At 49.7% G+C, this 19,159-nt stretch carries 15 protein-coding genes; 3 read left to right on the top strand and 12 right to left on the bottom strand.

Annotation, left to right across the window (positions count from 1 at the left end; translation table 11 throughout):
• Window positions 1-277 precede the first annotated feature (277 nt).
• The 3 genes from miaA to BQ5456_RS09100 all read right to left on the bottom strand — a co-directional run bounded on the left by miaA (window position 278) and on the right by BQ5456_RS09100 (window position 4,046).
• Window positions 278-1,219: a tRNA (adenosine(37)-N6)-dimethylallyltransferase MiaA gene (gene miaA / locus BQ5456_RS09110; RefSeq protein ID WP_071129699.1), complete on the bottom strand. Its 942-nt coding sequence runs from the start codon at window positions 1,217-1,219 to the stop codon at window positions 278-280.
• Between the two features lie 5 nt (window positions 1,220-1,224).
• Window positions 1,225-2,739, bottom strand: coding sequence for a tRNA (N6-isopentenyl adenosine(37)-C2)-methylthiotransferase MiaB (gene miaB, locus BQ5456_RS09105; protein WP_071129698.1), 1,515 nt, complete (start codon window positions 2,737-2,739; stop codon window positions 1,225-1,227).
• A gap of 107 nt (window positions 2,740-2,846) precedes the next feature.
• Window positions 2,847-4,046: a DegT/DnrJ/EryC1/StrS family aminotransferase gene (locus tag BQ5456_RS09100; protein WP_071129697.1), complete on the bottom strand. Its 1,200-nt coding sequence runs from the start codon at window positions 4,044-4,046 to the stop codon at window positions 2,847-2,849.
• 225 nt (window positions 4,047-4,271) lie between these two features.
• On the opposite strand from BQ5456_RS09100, the gene BQ5456_RS09095 reads away from it, so the two are divergent.
• Entirely contained in the window at window positions 4,272-5,300 is a 1,029-nt protein-coding gene (locus BQ5456_RS09095; protein ID WP_071129696.1) for a lipid II:glycine glycyltransferase FemX, read from the top strand.
• Between the two features lie 170 nt (window positions 5,301-5,470).
• Entirely contained in the window at window positions 5,471-6,691 is a 1,221-nt protein-coding gene (locus BQ5456_RS09090) for a DUF1015 domain-containing protein (RefSeq protein WP_071129695.1), read from the top strand.
• Between the two features lie 53 nt (window positions 6,692-6,744).
• Here BQ5456_RS09090 and uppS read toward each other — a convergent pair whose 3' ends face one another.
• Window positions 6,745-7,521, bottom strand: coding sequence for a polyprenyl diphosphate synthase (uppS, locus tag BQ5456_RS09085; protein ID WP_071129694.1), 777 nt, complete (start codon window positions 7,519-7,521; stop codon window positions 6,745-6,747).
• A gap of 7 nt (window positions 7,522-7,528) precedes the next feature.
• Window positions 7,529-8,260 (bottom strand): DNA repair protein RecO, encoded by a 732-nt coding sequence (gene recO, locus BQ5456_RS09080; RefSeq protein WP_083378453.1) that lies wholly within the window; start codon window positions 8,258-8,260, stop codon window positions 7,529-7,531.
• A gap of 290 nt (window positions 8,261-8,550) precedes the next feature.
• On the opposite strand from recO, the gene BQ5456_RS09075 reads away from it, so the two are divergent.
• A complete protein-coding gene (locus BQ5456_RS09075; protein WP_071129693.1) occupies window positions 8,551-9,825 on the top strand; it encodes an ATP-binding protein in 1,275 nt (424 codons plus the stop codon).
• A gap of 259 nt (window positions 9,826-10,084) precedes the next feature.
• Here BQ5456_RS09075 and BQ5456_RS09070 read toward each other — a convergent pair whose 3' ends face one another.
• The 7 genes from BQ5456_RS09070 to BQ5456_RS09040 form a co-directional block, all read right to left on the bottom strand.
• Window positions 10,085-11,131, bottom strand: coding sequence for a LacI family DNA-binding transcriptional regulator (locus BQ5456_RS09070; RefSeq protein ID WP_071129692.1), 1,047 nt, complete (start codon window positions 11,129-11,131; stop codon window positions 10,085-10,087).
• Between the two features lie 64 nt (window positions 11,132-11,195).
• The gene (locus BQ5456_RS09065; protein WP_071129691.1) at window positions 11,196-12,578 is read right to left on the bottom strand and encodes a glycoside hydrolase family 13 protein; all 1,383 of its coding nucleotides are present in this window, start codon (window positions 12,576-12,578) and stop codon (window positions 11,196-11,198) included.
• Window positions 12,579-12,599: 21 nt separating this feature from the next.
• Window positions 12,600-13,487: a carbohydrate ABC transporter permease gene (locus BQ5456_RS09060; RefSeq protein ID WP_235858569.1), complete on the bottom strand. Its 888-nt coding sequence runs from the start codon at window positions 13,485-13,487 to the stop codon at window positions 12,600-12,602.
• Window positions 13,457-14,365 carry a carbohydrate ABC transporter permease gene (locus tag BQ5456_RS09055; protein ID WP_071129689.1) on the bottom strand — a complete coding sequence of 303 codons (909 nt, stop codon included), beginning with the start codon at window positions 14,363-14,365 and terminating at the stop codon, window positions 13,457-13,459. Before BQ5456_RS09055 ends, BQ5456_RS09060 begins: the two co-directional genes overlap by 31 nt.
• Window positions 14,366-14,367: 2 nt before the next feature.
• Entirely contained in the window at window positions 14,368-15,645 is a 1,278-nt protein-coding gene (locus BQ5456_RS09050) for an ABC transporter substrate-binding protein (protein WP_071129688.1), read from the bottom strand.
• A gap of 520 nt (window positions 15,646-16,165) precedes the next feature.
• Window positions 16,166-17,917 (bottom strand): 2-isopropylmalate synthase, encoded by a 1,752-nt coding sequence (leuA, locus tag BQ5456_RS09045; protein WP_071129687.1) that lies wholly within the window; start codon window positions 17,915-17,917, stop codon window positions 16,166-16,168.
• Between the two features lie 131 nt (window positions 17,918-18,048).
• Window positions 18,049-19,107 (bottom strand): LacI family DNA-binding transcriptional regulator, encoded by a 1,059-nt coding sequence (locus tag BQ5456_RS09040; RefSeq protein ID WP_071129686.1) that lies wholly within the window; start codon window positions 19,105-19,107, stop codon window positions 18,049-18,051.
• Window positions 19,108-19,159 lie beyond the last annotated feature (52 nt).

Here is a 19,159-nt window from a genome sequence, read left to right as displayed (position 1 = left end):
GGCTAAGCACGCGGGTCTGTTCACGGGTCTGGCTCGGTAAAAGCGCTCCGGGGACCCCACGTTCCGCTTGGAGCAAGCGGAACGAGCCCCTCTCGCATCTTTTACCGGCCGCGACCCTTGCCCCCGCATGAAGACAGCTCGGTAAGCCAAGGCAACTTAAACGAGGGGGCGAGGTTTTATCCGAGCAGGCGCGGTGGGCATAAGAATTCGGGAAACGTTGCTACGTTTTCCGAATTCTTGGGCGGGAGGAAAAATCTTGCCCCCTCGTAACGCGGTGCTACTGTTCGATTCCAAGGAGGGTTAGGGCTCGATCCAGGTTGGCGAATCTGCCAGCTTCGCCGTCTAGCCAATGGATTCTGGGGTCTTTACGGAACCATTTGCGCTGTTTGCGGGCAAGCTGCCGGGTTTGCAGGGAGATTTGTTCGGCGGTTTCTTCGTGGGTTATCTTTCCGGCGAGATAATCCATGACTGCCTGGTAGCCGGTGGCGCGGCATGCCGTGGGGGTATTCGCGAGTCCCTGTTTTTTTAGCTCCGCAACTTCTTCGATAAATCCGTGTGCCAACATTTGGGCGGTGCGCTCGCTAATGCGTTCATCGAGAACTGTTAGCGGCCACTTGATTCCCAATTGCAAAGTCGGCTGAAAGTATTCCCGCCGCGGCATGGTGGCGGAAAATTTCTTGCCGGTTAGCTCATAGACTTCCAGAGCGCGGATAACTCGGCGTACGTTGCTGGGCAAAATTCTTGCTGCAGACTCTGGATCAACTTCGGCAAGACGCTGATGCATTTTTTCTTCCCCCAGCTGCGCCGCCTGGGCGGTAATCCGCTCCCTGACGGCGCTATCAGTTCCGGGGAACTCGATTTCATCCAGGGCGGCGCGCACATAGAGTCCGCTCCCTCCCACCAGTATCGGGAGGGCTTTGCGCGCGCGGATCTGCTCAATCACTTGGCGGCAACTGCGCTGATAGGCGGCTACTGAGGCTTTTTCCTCAAGCTCCAAAACATCTAGCATGTGGTGCGGAATTCCTCCGCGTTCCTCTAAGGAAACTTTCGCAGTTCCAATATCCATTCCCCGGTAAAGCTGGAAGGCATCAGCAGAAATAATCTCGCAGGTGATTCCGCGCTCCCCCAAAGCTTCGGCTAGCTGCAGGGAAAAACCAGATTTTCCGCTGGCAGTCAGCCCTACTACCGCAACGATAGGAAGTTTTGAGGAATCCACCATGCTACCTAACTACGAGAACGAATAGCGGGAATCCCCAAAGACACCTGCTGGGAATATGCTTCTTCTTTACTTTGGCGCGCTTCCCAGGCATCTCCGGCTCTAGTAGCACGCACCGAGAACATTCCCCCGTTCAGGGCGGAATCCGCAATCAGATTATGGGGAGCGCCATAAGTAACCTTCGCGGTTACGATATCTCCCGGTCGTGGAGCTTTCTGTCCGGCAGGTAGCGCCACGTGGACTAGGCGTCCATCGCGTGCCCGACCAGATACCCGGTGAGTTTCTTGGTCTTTTCGCCCCTCGCCCTCAGCCACTAAAACTTCAACGGTGCTGCCTTCCAACTTCTGGTTTTCTGCCAGGCAAATTTTTTCTTGCAAGGCAATCAAACGGTTGTAACGCTCTAGCTTGACCTGATGAGGAATCTGATCCTCCCGATCGGCTGCCGGGGTGCCGGGACGCGGAGAATACAGGAAGGTGAAGGCGGAAGCGAAACGCGCCTGCTCCACTACCTCTAGGGTTTGCTGGAAATCTTCCTCAGTTTCTCCTGGAAAGCCCACAATAATGTCAGTAGAAATCGCGGCCTCGGGCATCGCCTGACGTACCTTATCTAATATCCCTAGGAAGCGTTTTTGCCGATAGGAGCGGCGCATAGCCCGCAAAATCGTATCGGAACCCGACTGCAGCGGCATATGCAGGGTAGGCATTACGTTTTCGGTTTCTGCCATCGCCCAAATCACGTCATCACTAAAGGCTGCCGGATGCGGGGAAGTGAAGCGCACCCGCTCTAAATCCTCGATATTTCCACAAGCACGCAGCAGCTTCGCAAAGGCTCCGCGATCACCAAATCCGGCACCGTAAGAGTTCACGTTTTGCCCCAGCAACGTAACTTCCAAAGCTCCCTGCGCCACTACCGCCTCTACTTCCGCGAGTACCTCCCCCGGACGCCGATCCCGCTCGCGACCTCGCAAAGAAGGAACAATACAGAAGGTACAGGTATTATTGCAGCCCACCGAGATAGATACCCAGGCGGAATAGGCAGATTCACGGCGGGTCGGCAAAGTAGAGGGAAACACCTTTAAAGATTCTGCGATTTCTACCGCTGCCTGCCGGTTATGGGCGGACCTGCGCAGCAAGGCGGGGAGAACATCAATATTGTGGGTACCGAAAACCGCGTCCACGTAAGGGGCTTTTTCAATAATTTTTTCGCGCATCTGCTGCGCTAAGCAACCCCCGACCGCAATCTGCATTCCGGGGCGCTCCCGCTTCACACTGGCCAGTTGCCCCAGGTTCCCAAACAAGCGGTTAGCTGCGGCTTCCCGCACGGAACAGGTGTTGATTACTACTACGTCTGCTCCCCCGTCCCCAGCGTTGGTGGCGCGGGCAGCAGCATCCGGCACTAGCTCTACCGGCACTAATCCGTCAGCTTCTAGCAGACCCGCCATGCGTTCGGAGTCATGCTCGTTCATCTGGCACCCCAGGGTGCGCACATGGTAGGTGCGGGGCATTTTATCGTTGCTTGTCATCGCGCCCAGTCTAATAGGCTAGCTGCCAGGGGCGAAAACTGCTGTGACCGAGGGCTCGTTGGAGGTTGGACTAGTTATTGCGTGCTTTCCTCATACAAAATCGCCGATTAGCAGTGCTCCTCTACCCAATGATTTACCAAAGAGACGATTTCTTGGGCTCGTGTAACGCTTTCCTGGGTAGGAAGGTTAATGGCACTCTCAATCAGGTACTTAGTGTTGGGCAAGTTAGAAAACTCAGGATCGAAATTGTACAGATCGTAATCTGTTACCCCGGGGAACAGTGCCGGCCGATACCAGCGCCCCGGGTAATATCCCTTCTCCCTCAAGAAAGAAAATAGCCGTTCCGCCTGATTATCCGAGGGCGTGCCGTTAACAAATAACGGGAAACGCACTAAAGCCTGGGAATCACTGATATCTGCAGGTATGTGCAGCTGCCGCGTAAGCTTTTCTTGATAGAGGTGTTGCACTTGTTGGCGTCGCCGCCGGGTATCTTCGATATTTTTCAACTGCGCTAACGCCTGCGCTGCCACCCATTTTGAGGGTAATGCGGGAATGCGATCCAACTTTCCTTGCTGCTCAACCGGCATAATCGGGGCTAAAAATCTATCGGTCTTTAGGAGAGTTTTCCGCAAGGGAGCCGAGAGCGCCCTCGGTAAATGGTTGAGTACCCGCACTTGGTTAAAGTAGCGGCGCATAGCTTTTTCTTCGCGCCCCTGGGGAGTACGCACCCCGGCGCAAGTGGTTATTAGCTTTTCAACGAAGCGTTGATGCTGCGGGCTGCGCTCCCTCAGACACGGATTAATCCAGATGGCACCCCCGAACTTGGTGGGCAGTAACTTTTCCACCCCGAAAGAGTGGACCGAGATATCCGCAAGCGGCTCCCCCTGCTTATCACGCACCATAGATCCGACGCAGTGCGCGGAGTCTTCCAGAAAAATCGCGGGGGTATTATGAGCCCGCGAACGCAGCACCGCGGCCTTAGCATCGGCGAGGATTCCGAAAGTATTTTGCCACACCAGTGCCCGCGTCCGGGCATGGAGAGGCGCTGTATCAGGGAGTAAGGCGATGGAATCCGGGTCAATATCGCCGTATTCGGGTTTTAGCCCGGCTACCAGGATGGGGTTAACCGCAGTTACACAGGTGTAGGCCTGGGTGGTTACCGTTCCTTGTCCGAAGCATTGGTGCAAGGTTTGGTAGACGGTTGCCATCCCGTGGCGGGCGCGCATAAACAAGAACCAATCTTCGGCGCGAGTATTAGTGAGCTCCGCGAGAAGATTCTGTAAGGGTCGGAAGTTGCTTGGGGGCATGTAGATATTCTAAAGCCTGAAAATGAACGCCTCGGAGGAAATGCGATTAATCACGTGATACCTATTACTTTTGAGGAAAGAAACTACCCGGAATCTGCTACCCGATTAAGCGGGTTCAAAATAGCTGATTAATGGTATTAGCACCGCGCCGGGGCAGTGAAGTATCCTAAATGAGGATTTCATCCTGAAACATATTTGGTTATCTCAAAAAAGAGGAGCGTTATCGTGCCCATTTTGGATTTATCAAATAGCGAAGAGGTGGCTCGCTATGAAGAATTTGTTGCTTCCAGTCCCCACGGTCATGTTATGCAATCCCTAAACTGGGCAAAAGTAAAGGAAAACTGGGATAGCGACTACGTATACCTACAAGATGATTCCGGAAACATAACCGCCGCTTTGTCGATACTCTCTATCAAGAACGATGGCGAGCATGCTTTTATGTATGCCCCGCGTGGTCCCGTCTGCGATTTTAGAGATATTGACACCGTGAAAGCGCTGGTAAAAGAGGCCTCCCCAGTGATTGAAAAACTTAACGGTTTTGTTTTAAGGATGGATCCCGAGTTTGCCTACGACGAGGAAGTACTTGCAAATTACCGGAATGCCGGGATGGGTAATCTGGTGATTACCACTAGGGGAACTGATGAACATAGCTTTTCCAATCCCCGGATGCATGTGATTGCAGATATATCCATGGGGTCGCACGAAGAATATTTTCAAACAGTTAAACGCAAAAAGCGCACCATGATTAGACTTCCGTATAAGCATGGATTGGAAACCATTCGCTTGCATCGCAACCAAGAAGGTTTTGAAAAATCTCTCGACACTTTTTATGACCTCACCAAAGTAATGGCTCAGCGCCAAGGAATCACCTATCGCCCCAAAGATTACTTCGTGCGGCTATTTAATGCCTACCCCCCCCCAGCGGTAACTCTCTATGAAACCAAACTGAATGATCAGGTTCTATCCAGCGCAATTGTGCTTGGTTATAACAAAAAAGCTTTCTATATCTATGCCGCTAGTTCTAATGAGCATCGAGAGCTTTACCCCAACTATCAGATGAACAATGAGGCAATTAAAGATGCTATCGACCAGGGATATAGCGAATATGATATGGGAGGAATATTCGACCTCAATCCTGCAGCTGGTCTATATCGGTTCAAAAAAACTTTCTGTGGTGAAAACGGTCTGATGGAAATGATTGGACAGTTCGACTGGGTTTATAACTCTGACGCCTACAGCAAGTTCAGCAAATAGCTGGAGTATGTCGCATATTTTCCCTAAGCAAACAGCTAGCTAGGCGCGAATATCCGTAAACCAGCACCAACTTCCAGCTTTCCCCCTCGGTAGTAATTAGTGCGCAACTACAAAACTAGATTCAAGCCGATAAGCTGGACCTAAAGGTAATTTATCTGAAGGAGATTTTGATGCCGAAGTTGCGTCCTTTCCGTGCGCTGCGTCCCACTAGCGAGGCTGCCCCGCGGGTAGTGGCGCTGCCCTATGACGTTATGAACCGTCAGGAGGCCGCCGCGCAGGGCAAAGACCCCGACTCCTATCTGCATATCACCCGCGCGGAAATTGATTTGCCCCTTAGTGTGGATCAACACGCCGACCAGGTGCATGAGCAGGCTGCCGCCAATCTAGCGGATTTTATTGACCGCGGGATTCTGATCCGTGAAGATCACCCTTGTCTGTATTTGTACCGGGAGACTTGGCAAGGCGCCGCCCAGGTAGGGATTGTAGGGTGCGCCCAGGTGGCCGATTATCAAAACGGCATTATTGAGCGACACGAGAAAACTTTGGCAATTAAAGAAGCCGACCGGATTAAACATTTTGACCGGGTGAATGCCCATACCGAGCCGGTTTTTCTTACCTATCGTGCCAATAAAAAAATCGATGAGATTACCGCGCGGGTAATTAAAGAAAAGCCGCTGCTCACCGGCGAAACTCTCGATGGAACCTGCCATGAGCTTTGGCCACTATCTGCTGCAGATACTGCCTTGGCTGCCCGCGCCCTAGAGGCGCTAGACTACTTTTATATTGCCGATGGACATCACCGCTCGGCATCTGCGGCAAAAGTGGGACTTTCTCGCACCCAGCGCCTCGATGCTCCTTGGAATGAGTTCCTGGTAGTTGCAGTTCCCGATCATGATTTACGCTGCCTGCCTTATAACCGGTTAGTACTTGATTGGGGCGACACCAACCCCAAGCAGTTCTTGGCTGATTTAGCGCAGGTTGCGGTAATCACCGAACTCGGCGAGTTCGCACCCCCGGAAAAACCCGGCGCCTTCAGTATGTATCTGGGTGGCAAATGGTATGCATGCAGTTTCCATCCCGCGGTGATCGCGGGTAAAGAGCTACCCGATTCCTTAGACGTATCTTTGCTGCAAGAAAAAGTGCTTTCTCCCCTACTGGGAATTACAGATCCCCGCACCAGCGAGCGCATCGAGTTCGTGGGCGGGATTCGCGGGGATGGCGAGCTTAAGGAGTCGGTAGATAACGGCGCGGCCTGTGCCTTCTATATGTATCCCACCCAGATTGCTCAGGTTATGAAAGTCGCTGATGCCGGTGAAGTCATGCCTCCTAAGTCCACTTGGTTCGAGCCGAAACTGGGGAGTGGACTGTTTGCCCATCCTCTCTGGGATTAGTATTACCGAGATTTAGCGCCTTTGTTATTACGAGGACGCAGGCAAACTTAAGCCTAGCAAGGCTGGTCTTTCGCGCCCCCAAAACGCCGATTGCGTCCTCCAAATGCTGCTAGTTCGCGCCAGAGTTGTTCCCGTTTAAAGTCGGGCCACATCTCGGGGACAAAACTAAGTTCCGCATAAGCACATTGCCAGAGCAAAAAGTTAGATAGGCGTTGCTCCCCGGAGGTGCGGATCAACAAATCTACATCCGGCATTCCCCCTAAATACATTTCCCTAGCCAAAGTGTCCTCGCGGATATGGTTTTCGCCGATTTCCCCGGCCGCAACCCGGCGGGCAACCGCACGCGCTGCATCAACCATTTCTGCGCGCCCTCCATAGTTAATACACATATTGAACACCAGGCCGGTGTTTTTCCTGGTCAAGTCGGCGGCAGCTTCTAGCTCCTTGATAACTGACTTCCATAGGCGCCCGCGTCGCCCCGACCAAACTATGCGCACGTTCCAGTCGTTGAGTTCCCGGGAGCGCCGGCGAATCACATCCCGCGAATACCCCATTAAAAAACGCACTTCCGCCGGGGAGCGTTTCCAATTCTCGGTGGAAAATGCGTAGACGCTCACCATTTTTACCCCGGCTTCTACTGCCCCGGCCAGCGTATCCATAAGCGATAGTTCTCCGGCCTGGTGTCCTGCCGTGCGCGGCAATCCCTGCTGGTTAGCCCAGCGTCCATTGCCGTCCATAATTAGTGCCACATGGGAGGGAACTGAAGATAACTGCGGCATAGCAGCACCTTTCCCCGGGGGAATAGTTGCTACAATCTCTTGTTCTCTCATATCTTTATTATGCCTTTCGTGCCATCACTGACAGGGATTTTAATTTTCGCTCTAATACCCACTCGGTATAGGCGGTGACCACTTCTTCTGCTATCCCCTGGGTTAGAGCATCTGCCTGGTAAACCTGCGGCCACTGCCCCGCCAAGAGCGCGGTGAGCAGGTCGATTACTGGCATAGAGATGTGAAGACCTCCGCTTAACTGACAGTTTTCGCACACCACCCCACCGGCAGGTGCCGAGAAAACCTTAAAGGGGTCATCAGCTCCACAGAGGGCGCACGCGCTTAAAGCGGGCGCCCATCCGGCAATCGCTAAGGTACGCAATAGATAGGAGGAGAGCACCATACCCGGGCGGTGCGCCCGGTTTGCTAATGCCGCTATGGCCCCGGCGAGCAGACGGTATTGACTGCGTGAAGCCTCGCCTTCGGAAAGTTTCTCGGCAGTTTCCAGCATTACCTGTCCCGAGAGGTAACGTTCGTAGTCGGAGGCGATCGCCGGGGCATTGAGGCTAAGCGATTCGGCTTGAGTGACGGTATCCAGGTTTCGCCCGGAGTGCAGCTGCAGTTTTACCCGGTTAAAGGGGCTAAGACGCGCCCCGAATTTAGAGGAAGTGCGGCGCAGACCTTTGGCTACTGCCCGAACCTGCCCATGCTCTAGAGTCAGCAGGGTCAAAATCATGTCCGCTTCCCCTAATTTGGTAGTTCGCAGGACAATCGCCTGGTCGGTATAGGTTCGCAGCACCCGGCTATTATCTCATATCTAGGCGCCAGGTCAGCTCATAAAGGCCAAAGGGCACTTGCGGGCGAAAGCTAGCGGCCTCTCCGTAAATGCAAATACCGCAGCCACCCTAAAATCTGCAAAACGATTGCTAGACTTCCTGCAAAACGACTGCTAGACTTCCTGCAAAACGACTGCTAGACTTCCTGCAAAACGACTGCTAGACTTCCTGCAAAACGATTGCTAGACTTCCTGTAAAACGATTGCTAGACTTCCTGTAAAACGACTTTTAGCATCTATTAATCGAGGTAATAATGCTTCCAGGTTCTTCCGGAAACTATTTAAGGCGTTACGTAGACAATGAGCTTGATGCGCTGCTTCCAGAGCTACATGGAATCGCCCTTGACGGACCTAAGGGCGTGGGAAAAACCGTTACCGCTTCACGTAGAGTCGAGCGCGTCCTCGAACTGGATTCTCCAGATGTACGTAATCTAGTCGCCTCGCAGCTGCGAACAGTGCTTACCTCCCACAAGACTGTGCTGCTTGACGAATGGCAAAACTATCCTCCGGTTTGGGATGGTGCCCGCCGGCTTATCGATGAAAAAAGCGATACCCGTTTTCTTTTTACCGGCAGCGCTACCCCGATTGAAAATGTGGACACCCACTCTGGCGCCGGGAGAATTATCTCGCTGCGGATGCGTCCTCTAGCCTTATCGGAGCGCCCCGGCACTACCCCAAAGATTTTTATCCGCGATATTTTTTCTTCGAAACCCTTTTCAACTCCGATATCTGGGGAAAGTAATTTTTCTTATTCCGATTACGCCGGCGCCATCTGTTCCACCGGCTTCCCCCAGATTGAAACTCTTTCTCCCCGGGCACGCAGAGCCAGTATTGATGGCTACATTTCGAGAATAGTTGACCGAGATTTTCCCGAACAGGGACTTAGCTTGCGTAGACCTGCAGCGTTACGCGCATGGCTGCGTGCCTATTCTGCTGCCACCGCCACCACCGCTTCGTACACCAAGATATTAAAGGCTGCACTACCGACAGAGGGCGACTTACCTTCAAAATCAGCTACTAGCAGCTACCGGAATCTCCTAGAGAAACTTTGGATTCTAGACCCGCTTCCTTCTTGGTCGCCCACTTATACTTCCTTCGCGCGATTATCGAAAGCTGCTAAACATCACCTGGCAGATCCGGGGTTGGCTGCTTATCTTATGGGGATCAGTGAAGATGTTTTGACCAGCGGAGCCGAAGGAACCCTAGAAACTTATGGGCAGCTATTTGAATCACTGATGTTGCTCACCTTGCGGGGAGCTGCTCAAGAATGCGAATCTCAGGTCTTTCATTTCCGCACTCCTTCGGGAGAACGTGAGGTGGATGCGATTATCGAGCGCTACGATGGGAAAACTATTGCATTCGAGGCGAAGTCCTCCGCAGTCATAGATGCAGAGGACGTCCGCCACCTCAACTGGCTAGAAACCCGCCTCGGAAATCGGCTACTAGATAAAATCCTGGTATATACCGGTCCTTACGCCTACCGCCGCAAGGACGGGGTGGCAGTGATTCCTCTGGCGCTCCTAGGTTAATGCAGCTCAGAAGATGCTAGCGCACTTTTTGCAGACGTTCTAGCGCAGGTTTTGCAGAGTCTTTAGCGCACTTTTTGTAGAGCCTCTAGCGCACAATGATATAGCCAAAACATATTCTCTTGAGCCTCAATTCGCTTTTACTCGCTACCGCTGGAAAATCTAAATGCCTGAGCAATCGGCATCGCCAAGAATGGGCATTAGCCCCCAAGTATTTTAAGCAGCTCAAATTTATAAACCTCAAGGCACTCCCACCCCAAAGTTATTGGACTAATCCAAGTGTTTTCCCCTCAATAAATTTTGCAGCCAGGATTTCATGACGCACATCGTAACTTGAATTTGCCTTATTTTTTATAGAGTCGAGAACTATTTGTCCAGCTAAATAGCCTTTTTTCACGATTGGCTGACTGACGGTAGTCAGCGGTAAAGCAGAGAAATATTGTGGCATTCCATCATAACCAGTAACTGACAAATCTGTTGGTACTTTCAAACCTGCAGCAGTTGCCGCGCTTATTACACCTGCGGCTATTATGTCACTAAAAGAAATAATGACTGTAGGAGGATTATTCCCCGTATATAGCTGCATGAAGGCTTCTTTTCCCCCATCATAGGTACTGGAAGTTTCATAAACGGTTAGGTCATCCTCTGATAAAGCTTTTCCGAATTTATCGAAAGCGTCTAGAATTGTTTTTATGCGCTGCCCCATTACCCCATGCCAAGCCTGATAGCTAGGCTCCGTTTTAGTTTCGATTGCGGCAATCCCCACACGCCTATGACCACATTTAATAATTGTTTTAACAAGTGAGTCTATAGCTTTCGCGTCGTCGATCTCTATTGTTGAGACTTCCAGTTCAGTTTGCGGGTCGATTACCGCCAAGGGCATATTCTTACTAAAGATTTCCACAACTTCTTCACGCTCTTTTTCAAGCCCAGAAACAATGAAACCATCTACTGCGGCAGTGGGAATAAGATTAACCGAAGAATCATCCTCGAACGGAGGAACCAGCAATAAGGAGTATCCGTCCTCACGGCATGCTTTTCCTATTCCTTCCATGAGAAATGTGTAGTAAGGATTTTGCAAAGCCAAATCAATCTCTTGAGGTAGTAAAAGACCAAGAGCCCCAGTTGTATTGGTTCGCATGGTACGAGCTGCAGCGTTACTTACGTAACCGATATCTGCCGCAGCTCGTAATATGCGTTCTCGCGTTTCCACTGAAAGTTTCTTGGGATTATGGTACGCACAAGAAACTGCCGAATTAGAAACTCCCGCTTTCATAGCGACGTCTCTAATGGTGATTTTTTTCGACATATTTGCAGACTACCTGGTTGAACAGTTATTTAGTAGTAAACGCACTGCAACATTCATTTTCCCTTCACAGCGACCACTTTCGTTCGTCAATCTCTCCTTCCAGAATCAACGGATTGGCACTATCTACCCGATACGAATTACCGATTAGACTCGGGATTCCGAAAATTGCTTTTTCTTTCCGCAAAGGGATGAGGTTATAAGACACATCTCTGCCCGCTCCTCTGTGCACAATGCTGACGACCCCTCTATCTCCAAGGCGCCGCTTAACCAGCACTGTTTCAGCGTCTAAAGCTACTAGCCCTTGCTCTCCCTCTTGTAGAACCTTGGAGTTTGTCCTAGCTGATAACAAGCCAGTTACGCTCCGGTGAATTTGCTGATTCCATGCTGCCTGATTCCAGTTCATCCCTCCCCGGCAGCCGGGATCATTTTCACCCGTCATACCGATTTCATCACCGTAGTACAGAACGGGAGAACCGTGCATAGAATATAAAAGAGCAAAGGCATTTATTACTCGCGGAGTCTCATTTTTGCAACGGGTTGCCAACCTTTCAGTATCGTGACTCCCCAGCAGATTAAACATGGCGGCACGAAACTCCTGAGGTATGCGCTTATATAGTTCATTCATCCGTTCCACAAACTTAAATGCATCAATAAACTTTTCAGCTGCATAGGCCAAGACAAGGTTACGAAGCGAATAATTCATAGCCCCATCCATTAATCCGGATTTCAGCCAAATAGTAGGATCGCGCCAATCTTCCGCAACCAGATACTTATCTTCGCCAAAATGTTTAACTACCTCGTGGAACTGATACCAGAAGTTCATATTTACCAAGTAGGGAACATCTAGTCTCCAACCATCAATCCCGCGGTTTAACCAGAACCTAGCCACCTCTAAATGATGCTCTCTGACCTCGGGGTTATAGATATTCCATTTTGGTAGATAGTAACAACCGGTGCAGGTTCGGTAATTATATTTTTCAGGACCAGAAATAACTGGAAATCCCTCAATCATATACCAATTTACATATTTGGACTTTGCTTGATTATTTATGACATCTTTAAAAGCATAATGAGCGTTTCCACAATGGTTGAATACTCCGTCCAAAATAACCCTTATGCCTAAGCTGTGAGCTCTTCTAATAAGCTTGTCAAAATCTTCAATACTCCCAAGATACTGATCTATTTTAAAATAATCAACTGCATCGTACCTATGATTAGTTACAGCAGAAAAAATAGGGTTTAAATAAATTGCATTTATCTTTAAATCTGCTAGATAGTTCAGCTTCTCAGTAATTCCAGGAAGGTCTCCACCCATAAAGTTATCAGGGGTTGGATCACTGCCCCAGGGAACTACTTGCGGAGGATTTAAACTGGGGTTTCCGTTATAAAATCTGTCTGGAAAAATTTGATAGAAGTTTGCTTTATTTACCCATTTAGGAATAGTCATTATTTTATCTTTCTATTATTTTTAGTCTTTTAATCCGGTTGCAGCAATCCCTCTTTCCAAAGCTTTTTGGAAGAAGAGGAAAACGACAACACTCGGTAGAGTGGCTGTAATAGTTCCTGCCATAAGATAGTTCCATGAGGTTCCATACCGACCAACAAATCCGTTTAGACCTATCTGTATAGTGCGCATTTCTTCCGCGTTTGTCACCAACAGCGGCCAAAGAAAATCATTCCAGGCGAATAGGAAAGAGAATATTGCCAACGTCGCCAAAGCCGGCTTTGCAAGGGGAATAATGATTCTCCAATATATTTGCCAGCTTGAGCAACCATCCATTCTGGCTGCTTCATCTAATTCCATGGGAATGGTAGAAAAATACTGGCGAAGCAAAATAATTCCAAACACATCCGCCAACCTAGGAACTATCAGGGCAGCGAAAGTATCTATCCATCCCAAAGAAGAAACTATTGCGTAGGCGGGAATGACGGTAACAAAGATTGGAACCATTAATCCTGCAAGTAAAATAATAAACAGAATATTTTTACCCGGGAATTTTAATCTGGCAAAAGCAAAGGCCGCTAAAGAGTCAAAGATTAAATGGCCAATAACTATTCCTGCCGACATAATGAGAGAGTTTATGTAGAATCGACCAAAGGGAGCATTTTGCCAAGCTTGTAAATAGTTTTCCCAATGCCAGGAGGTGGGAAAAATAGATTGGGCAGTATAGGTTTCCGCTTTGGTTTGCAGAGATGTAGTGATCATCCACAGGAACGGAATCAGAATCGTCAACGCTCCAATAATCAGAATTAGGTGTCTACCCAGATTGCTAGAGGTTTTATTCATAGGTATTGAGCCTTTACGCTCTAAATCATTTTTCCGACTCATTTCTCGTCCGATCCCTTTAGTTTCCATTGAACAAGAGTAACTAGCAACACTAAAACTAGAGTTACCAGCGATATCGCTGTTCCATACCCAAAATCTCCCAATCTAAACGCTTGGCGATACATCATCATGCCCAAGACATCAGTACCTCCGCGCGGCCCGCCTTCGGTGAATACATAAACAAGATCAAACGCTTGGAAACTGTTTATCAAGGCTTGGACAACGACAAAAAATGTCATAGGTCGCAATAGTGGAACAACAATGAAGCGAACTTGTTTGAGCTTGTTCGCACCATCAATTTCTGAGGCTTCAAAAACCGCTTTGGGCAGAGATTGCAAAGCAGTTAGGTATAAGACGATATTAAAACCAAGGTTTTTCCATACCGTCAGCAGGGTTAAAGCTAACAATGCTAGCCATCGATTTTGCAACCAGTCAGGGCCGGAAATACCTATTTTACCTAGCCAGGTGTTAATTAAGCCTGAATAGTCGAGCATATACTTCCATACGATTGCGATAGCTACAGAAGAAGTTACCACTGGGAGAAAATAAATGGTTCTATATATACCCCGTCCCCGTAATGGACCGTCTAGCAGCAGTGCAAAAAATAGTCCGCTAATCACAGAAAGTACTGACACGCCGAATGCGTAAATGACTGTCACTAGCAAGGAATTCCAAAACTCATTATCTTTTGCTAGTCGGATATAGTTACTAAGCCCAACAAATGGTTTTTCAGGATTAAATCCATCCCAACTCGTCAAGCTAAGATAACCAGCAGATACAATTGGGTAAAACACGAAGATTCCCAAAATAATCAAGGCTGGAATCAGCATGAGATAGGCGGTTCTGGCTTGCTCTTTAGTCGAGGCGTTACGCTGCACCCGACGTGCCAGTACATTCTGTTTTTCCATCTTTACTTGCCTTTAGCGATTACTTCGTTTACGGCACTCTCAGCGTTCGCCAAAGCTTTATCAACGCTGACCTCTCCTGCAAACGCTTTTTCCATTTCTTTAGCGAAAGCCATAGAAATCTGGGGGTAAGCTGCGGTGTTAGGACGTGCCTTTGCAAATTTCATTTGCTCAACGAATGGCATTAGCTGCTTCTGGTTTTGCTGAACCCAATCGCGGTATTCTGAACCTTCTGCTATTGAATTGCGCACAGGGATAAACCCAGTTTCTTGATTCCACTTAAGAACTTGCTTATCCGACAAGAACCAGGATAAGAATTTGCCGGCTGCCTTAACTTTCTTAGGATCATTATTGAAAATCATGGCTTGTTCTCCCCCAAGGTTTGTAGCTTGCTTACCACCCTCTGGAACAGGCAGTTGCGCCACTTCAAAATCAAATGGGGGGTCAGCAGCCCAGATGCCTACCATCCAGGAGCCTTCCTGTGCGGATCCACCCTTGCCTTTTTCAAATTCTCCCCACTTTGCGTAGGGGCTGACGCCAGATTTAATTAAATCTACCCAGAATTGAGCAGCTTTCTTCCCCTCGGGAGTATTGAACGCCGCTTTGCTATTGTCCTTATTAAGGAATTCGCCACCTGCTTGCCACAGATTAACTTGGAAATTCCAGGTCAGACCCTCTCCGTTATCTCCCGCCTCAGTTAACAAATCATAGCCAGGCTTTCCGGTCTTATCGAGAATTTGTTTCCCCATGGTTTTAAGTTCCTCCCAAGTCTTAGGGGGAGCCGCCGGATCCAATCCAGCCTCCTTAAAGAGAGTCTTGTTATACATATAGGCCAAGTTATTTGCCGAGAGCGGAACCGAAACTTGTTTACCATCAATGGAACCAAAGCTGGTTAGGGCAGGATTAATATCATTTATTAGCTTCTTATCCAACACCTGGGATATATCAGCTGACTTACCCAGCTTGGCAATTTGTGGAACCCAAATAAGATCCCCAACAGAAATATCTGGCAAGCTATTAGAAGAAGCCGAAGCACGTAATTTTGTCAGGTAGTCTCCATTAGGAACGGCAGTAGTTTTTACCTTGATGTCTGGATTTTCCTTGTTGAATGTTTTTACCATTTCATCAAAGGTATCCGCGTTTTTGCCATCCCAATAATGCCAAATCTCAATCTCAGTCGTGGCACCATCAGCTGTGGCTGATTTCGCTCCCCCACCCGCACACGAACACAGAGTAAGAGCTGTTGCTGCAGCAACACCAATGGCTGCTATTCTTTTTCTCATTTTTCCTCGATTCTCTTTGTAATAAAACTAAGCAAATTATCTAAATTGCAGATCTTTATCTATAACGCCACCTCTTTTTCACTGAAAATCTCCACCTATCACTCATGACTTATCGGTGAAAGCGATTTAAAGTCACAGTCTTTTTCAAACGGTTCAGCAGCTTAAAAAAACATTGAGTTAGTCACCAAGTACGAATTAAGTCTCAATTTTTTCATTTTTACTTCCTCCTCGAAGTCTGACTTACAGTTTATGGTAAAACGTTTTACTATACGTGTCAACAGTTTTGGAAAAATTTTTCCCCTCGACTCACATCTGCATCACTGCAGCTATACGCCTGGAGTCTCTATTTTGAAATCTTCCTGGCGCGATAGGAAGGCAACATATAAGGGTTACCGGTGCACGTAAAGAAGACAATAGGTAGATACTGGCCGCGAAAATTCGAGTTTTCTAGCTGCCTGTGACGGTGATCGATCCGACTTTCAGACAAAGCCAAACAACTCTCATTTGCTAACTAGTGCGGCTAGCGTTCCGCGCGGTTGAGGGCGCTAATAACTGCCTTATAGGTAGCACGGGTAATCGAGGGATCAATACCTACCCCCCACAGCACCTGCCCGGCGATCTCGGCCTCCACATAGGCGGCTGCCCGCGAACTTTCCCCGGTTTCCATGGCGTGCTCAACATAGTCCAGCACTTTGATATCCAATCCCAGCCCTTGGAAAGCAGTAATAAACGCCTCAATAGGCCCCGGCGCCACCGCCTCTAAAGTGCGCAAAGTACCGTTATCAGTGACCTGCGCCCGCAGGGATACTTCCCCGGTTTCATGGTTGGTGTCGGCGAGAGAATCCCGCAGCTTGAAGCGACCCCAAGGCGAAAGGCTATGTTCTTCACCGGGCAGATATTCGTCAGCAAAAATCTTCCACAAATGCTGCGAGTCGACCTCGCCCCCGAACTTTTCGGTGTAGTCCTGGACGTGGCGATAGAACTCCACCTGCAGGCGGCGCGGCAAATCCAAGGAATAATCCCGTTTCATCATGAAGGCGATGCCACCCTTACCAGACTGGGAGTTAACCCGCACCACTGCCTGGTAGTCGCGTCCGATATCACCCGGGTCAATCGGTAAGTAAGGTACCGTCCAGATAACTTGGTTTTGGTCGCCGCTGGCAGCTGCCACTGCCTGGGCGCGCTTATCGAACCCCTTCTTAATGGCATCCTGGTGGGAGCCAGAGAAGGAGGTGTAAACCAAATCGCCAGTATAGGGCTGGCGAGGATTAGTTTCCATACGAGTGCAATACTCCACGGTTTCCCGCACCTGATCCAGGTCAGATAGATTCAGCATGGGATCGATTCCTTGGGAATAAAGATTCATCGCCAAAGTAATCAAATCTACGTTGCCAGTGCGTTCTCCCTGTCCCAACAGGCAGCCTTCTACCCGGTCAGCTCCGGCCTTCATCGACAGTTCTGCCGCCGCAATCCCCGTCCCCCGGTCATTATGGTTATGTACTGATAAACATACGTGTTCGCGGCGGCTCAGGTTCCGGCTCATCCATTCAATCTGATCCGCATAGGAGTCCGGGGTGTAACGCTCTACGGTTGCGGGCAGGTTCAAAATAATTTCTCGTTCCTCATCGGGCTGCCAGATATCCATGACTGCTTCGCAGATTTCCAGGGCAAAGTCCGCTTCGGTATCTACGAAAATTTCGGGCGAATACTGCAGCCCGAAAACCGTGGAATCATCCAGTTGCTTTTCTGCCTGCGCGATTACCTCGCGCACCCCGCTTACTGCCAGTTCCACGGTGGCCGCTTTATCGTTATGGAATACTACTTCCCGAAAAGTGGGTGAGGTGGCATTATAGATATGCACATTGGCGCGCGGCACCCCCACTAGGGATTCCACGGTGCGTCCGATTAGATCTTCGCGCGCCTGGGTAAGGACTGAAACGCACACGTCCTCGGGAATCGCGTCCTCTTCCACCAGAGAGCGCACGAAATCGTAATCTACCTGCGAGGCAGCCGGAAACCCGATCTCGATTTCTTTCATGCCTATCTGTACCAACAGATCAAACATTTTCCGTTTCCGCAGCGGATCCATGGGGTCAATCAAAGCCTGATTACCATCCCGCAAATCCGTAGATAGCCAGCGGGGAGCCTGGGTAACATTTTTATCTGGCCAGGTACGATCCGACAGTTTCAGGGAAGTATCCCAAAAATGGGCATACTTTTGAAAAGGCATTCCGGAAGATTGTTGTCGGGGAGCTTTACCAGTAGTTCGCATTACAAGATTTCTTTCTGCTTTTTAAGTGGCTGGCCGAAGGCACCGAAGAATCCCGCGACGAGTCTCGACCAGTTTTACTGGACTTCGTCGCGGCAGCCTAGCAGCAGAACAATCAAGCGCATACGCCTACTCTAAACAGTTTTTCCGCTTTCTGGTAACCAACGTCCCGCATATTGAGCAGACAGCCGCGGTCCCTGAGTGGATTCTCGGGGAATAAAGGCGCCCTCACCGGCCACTAAACGATCCCCGGCTTTGGGGACAAAGGCAGCACCAAAAATCTGTTTCATCAGTACGGTTACCCCCAGATTAGCCAGCTTGTCTACGGGTTGGTCAATCACGGTAATTGCCGGGGACATTACTGAAAACCAGGGAATATCATCGATTGCCGCTAATCCCAGGTCAGTGCCTAGCTGCATTCCCATGCTTTTGGCAATCATCAACACTCCCAGGGCGATCTGGTTAGAAGCGCAGATAATAATATCGGGATGGTAAAGCGCCAGCAGGGCACGAGTCGCGCTAGCCGCAGAAACTGCCTCGTGGTGGCAATATTCCACTTCTAGCTTCCCAAAACCACAACTGGTTAAGGCCTCTTGTAATTTTTCACTGCGCCTTTGCCCGGAAAAAGAAAACTCCGGACCTGCCAAATAGGCGGGACGGCGATAACCGACTTCCCGTAAATGCTCAGCCATGTCCCGCATCGCTCGAGAAGAATCAATCACCACCGAGGGAATCTTAGCTCTCGGTGCTTCCCGATCTAAGGCCACCATCGCCATTCCCTCGGGAGGATCAGGATGCTTCCATCCGGGCTTAATCCGCGAGGGAGGCACCACCAATAGCCCATCTACCCCTTGTTTTGCCAGTGCCCGAATCCCGTTTTCGTAGCTTTGCCCGTCCTCATGAGCGTTAGAGAGCACGAGGGAAGTTTGATGGGAACGTACCGCCCGCTCCACGCAATGCGCCAGCATCGCATAAAACGGGTTCATCACGTCTCCTATCACTAACCCGATAGCTCCGGTACGCCCCGTGCGCATAGCCGCTGCTAGACGATCTTTTTGATAACCTAATTCTTCCGCGGCATCCAATACTTTACGCAAAGTTTCCGGAGCTAAATGGGTATTTCCATTGAGAGCGCGCGAAACGGTGGCGATAGAAACTCCGGCAGCTTTAGCCACGTCACGGATGGTTGCCACGAAAAACGCCTCCTCGCGTAAGTGTTTTAACGTTAAAATCTTAGCAAGAAAA

This window comes from Varibaculum massiliense (assembly GCF_900106855.1).
GTDB classification, from domain to species: Bacteria; Actinomycetota; Actinomycetes; order Actinomycetales; family Actinomycetaceae; genus Varibaculum; species Varibaculum massiliense.
Note: the sequence above shows the minus strand (reverse complement) of the source record. Positions and strands in the feature narration are given on the sequence as shown.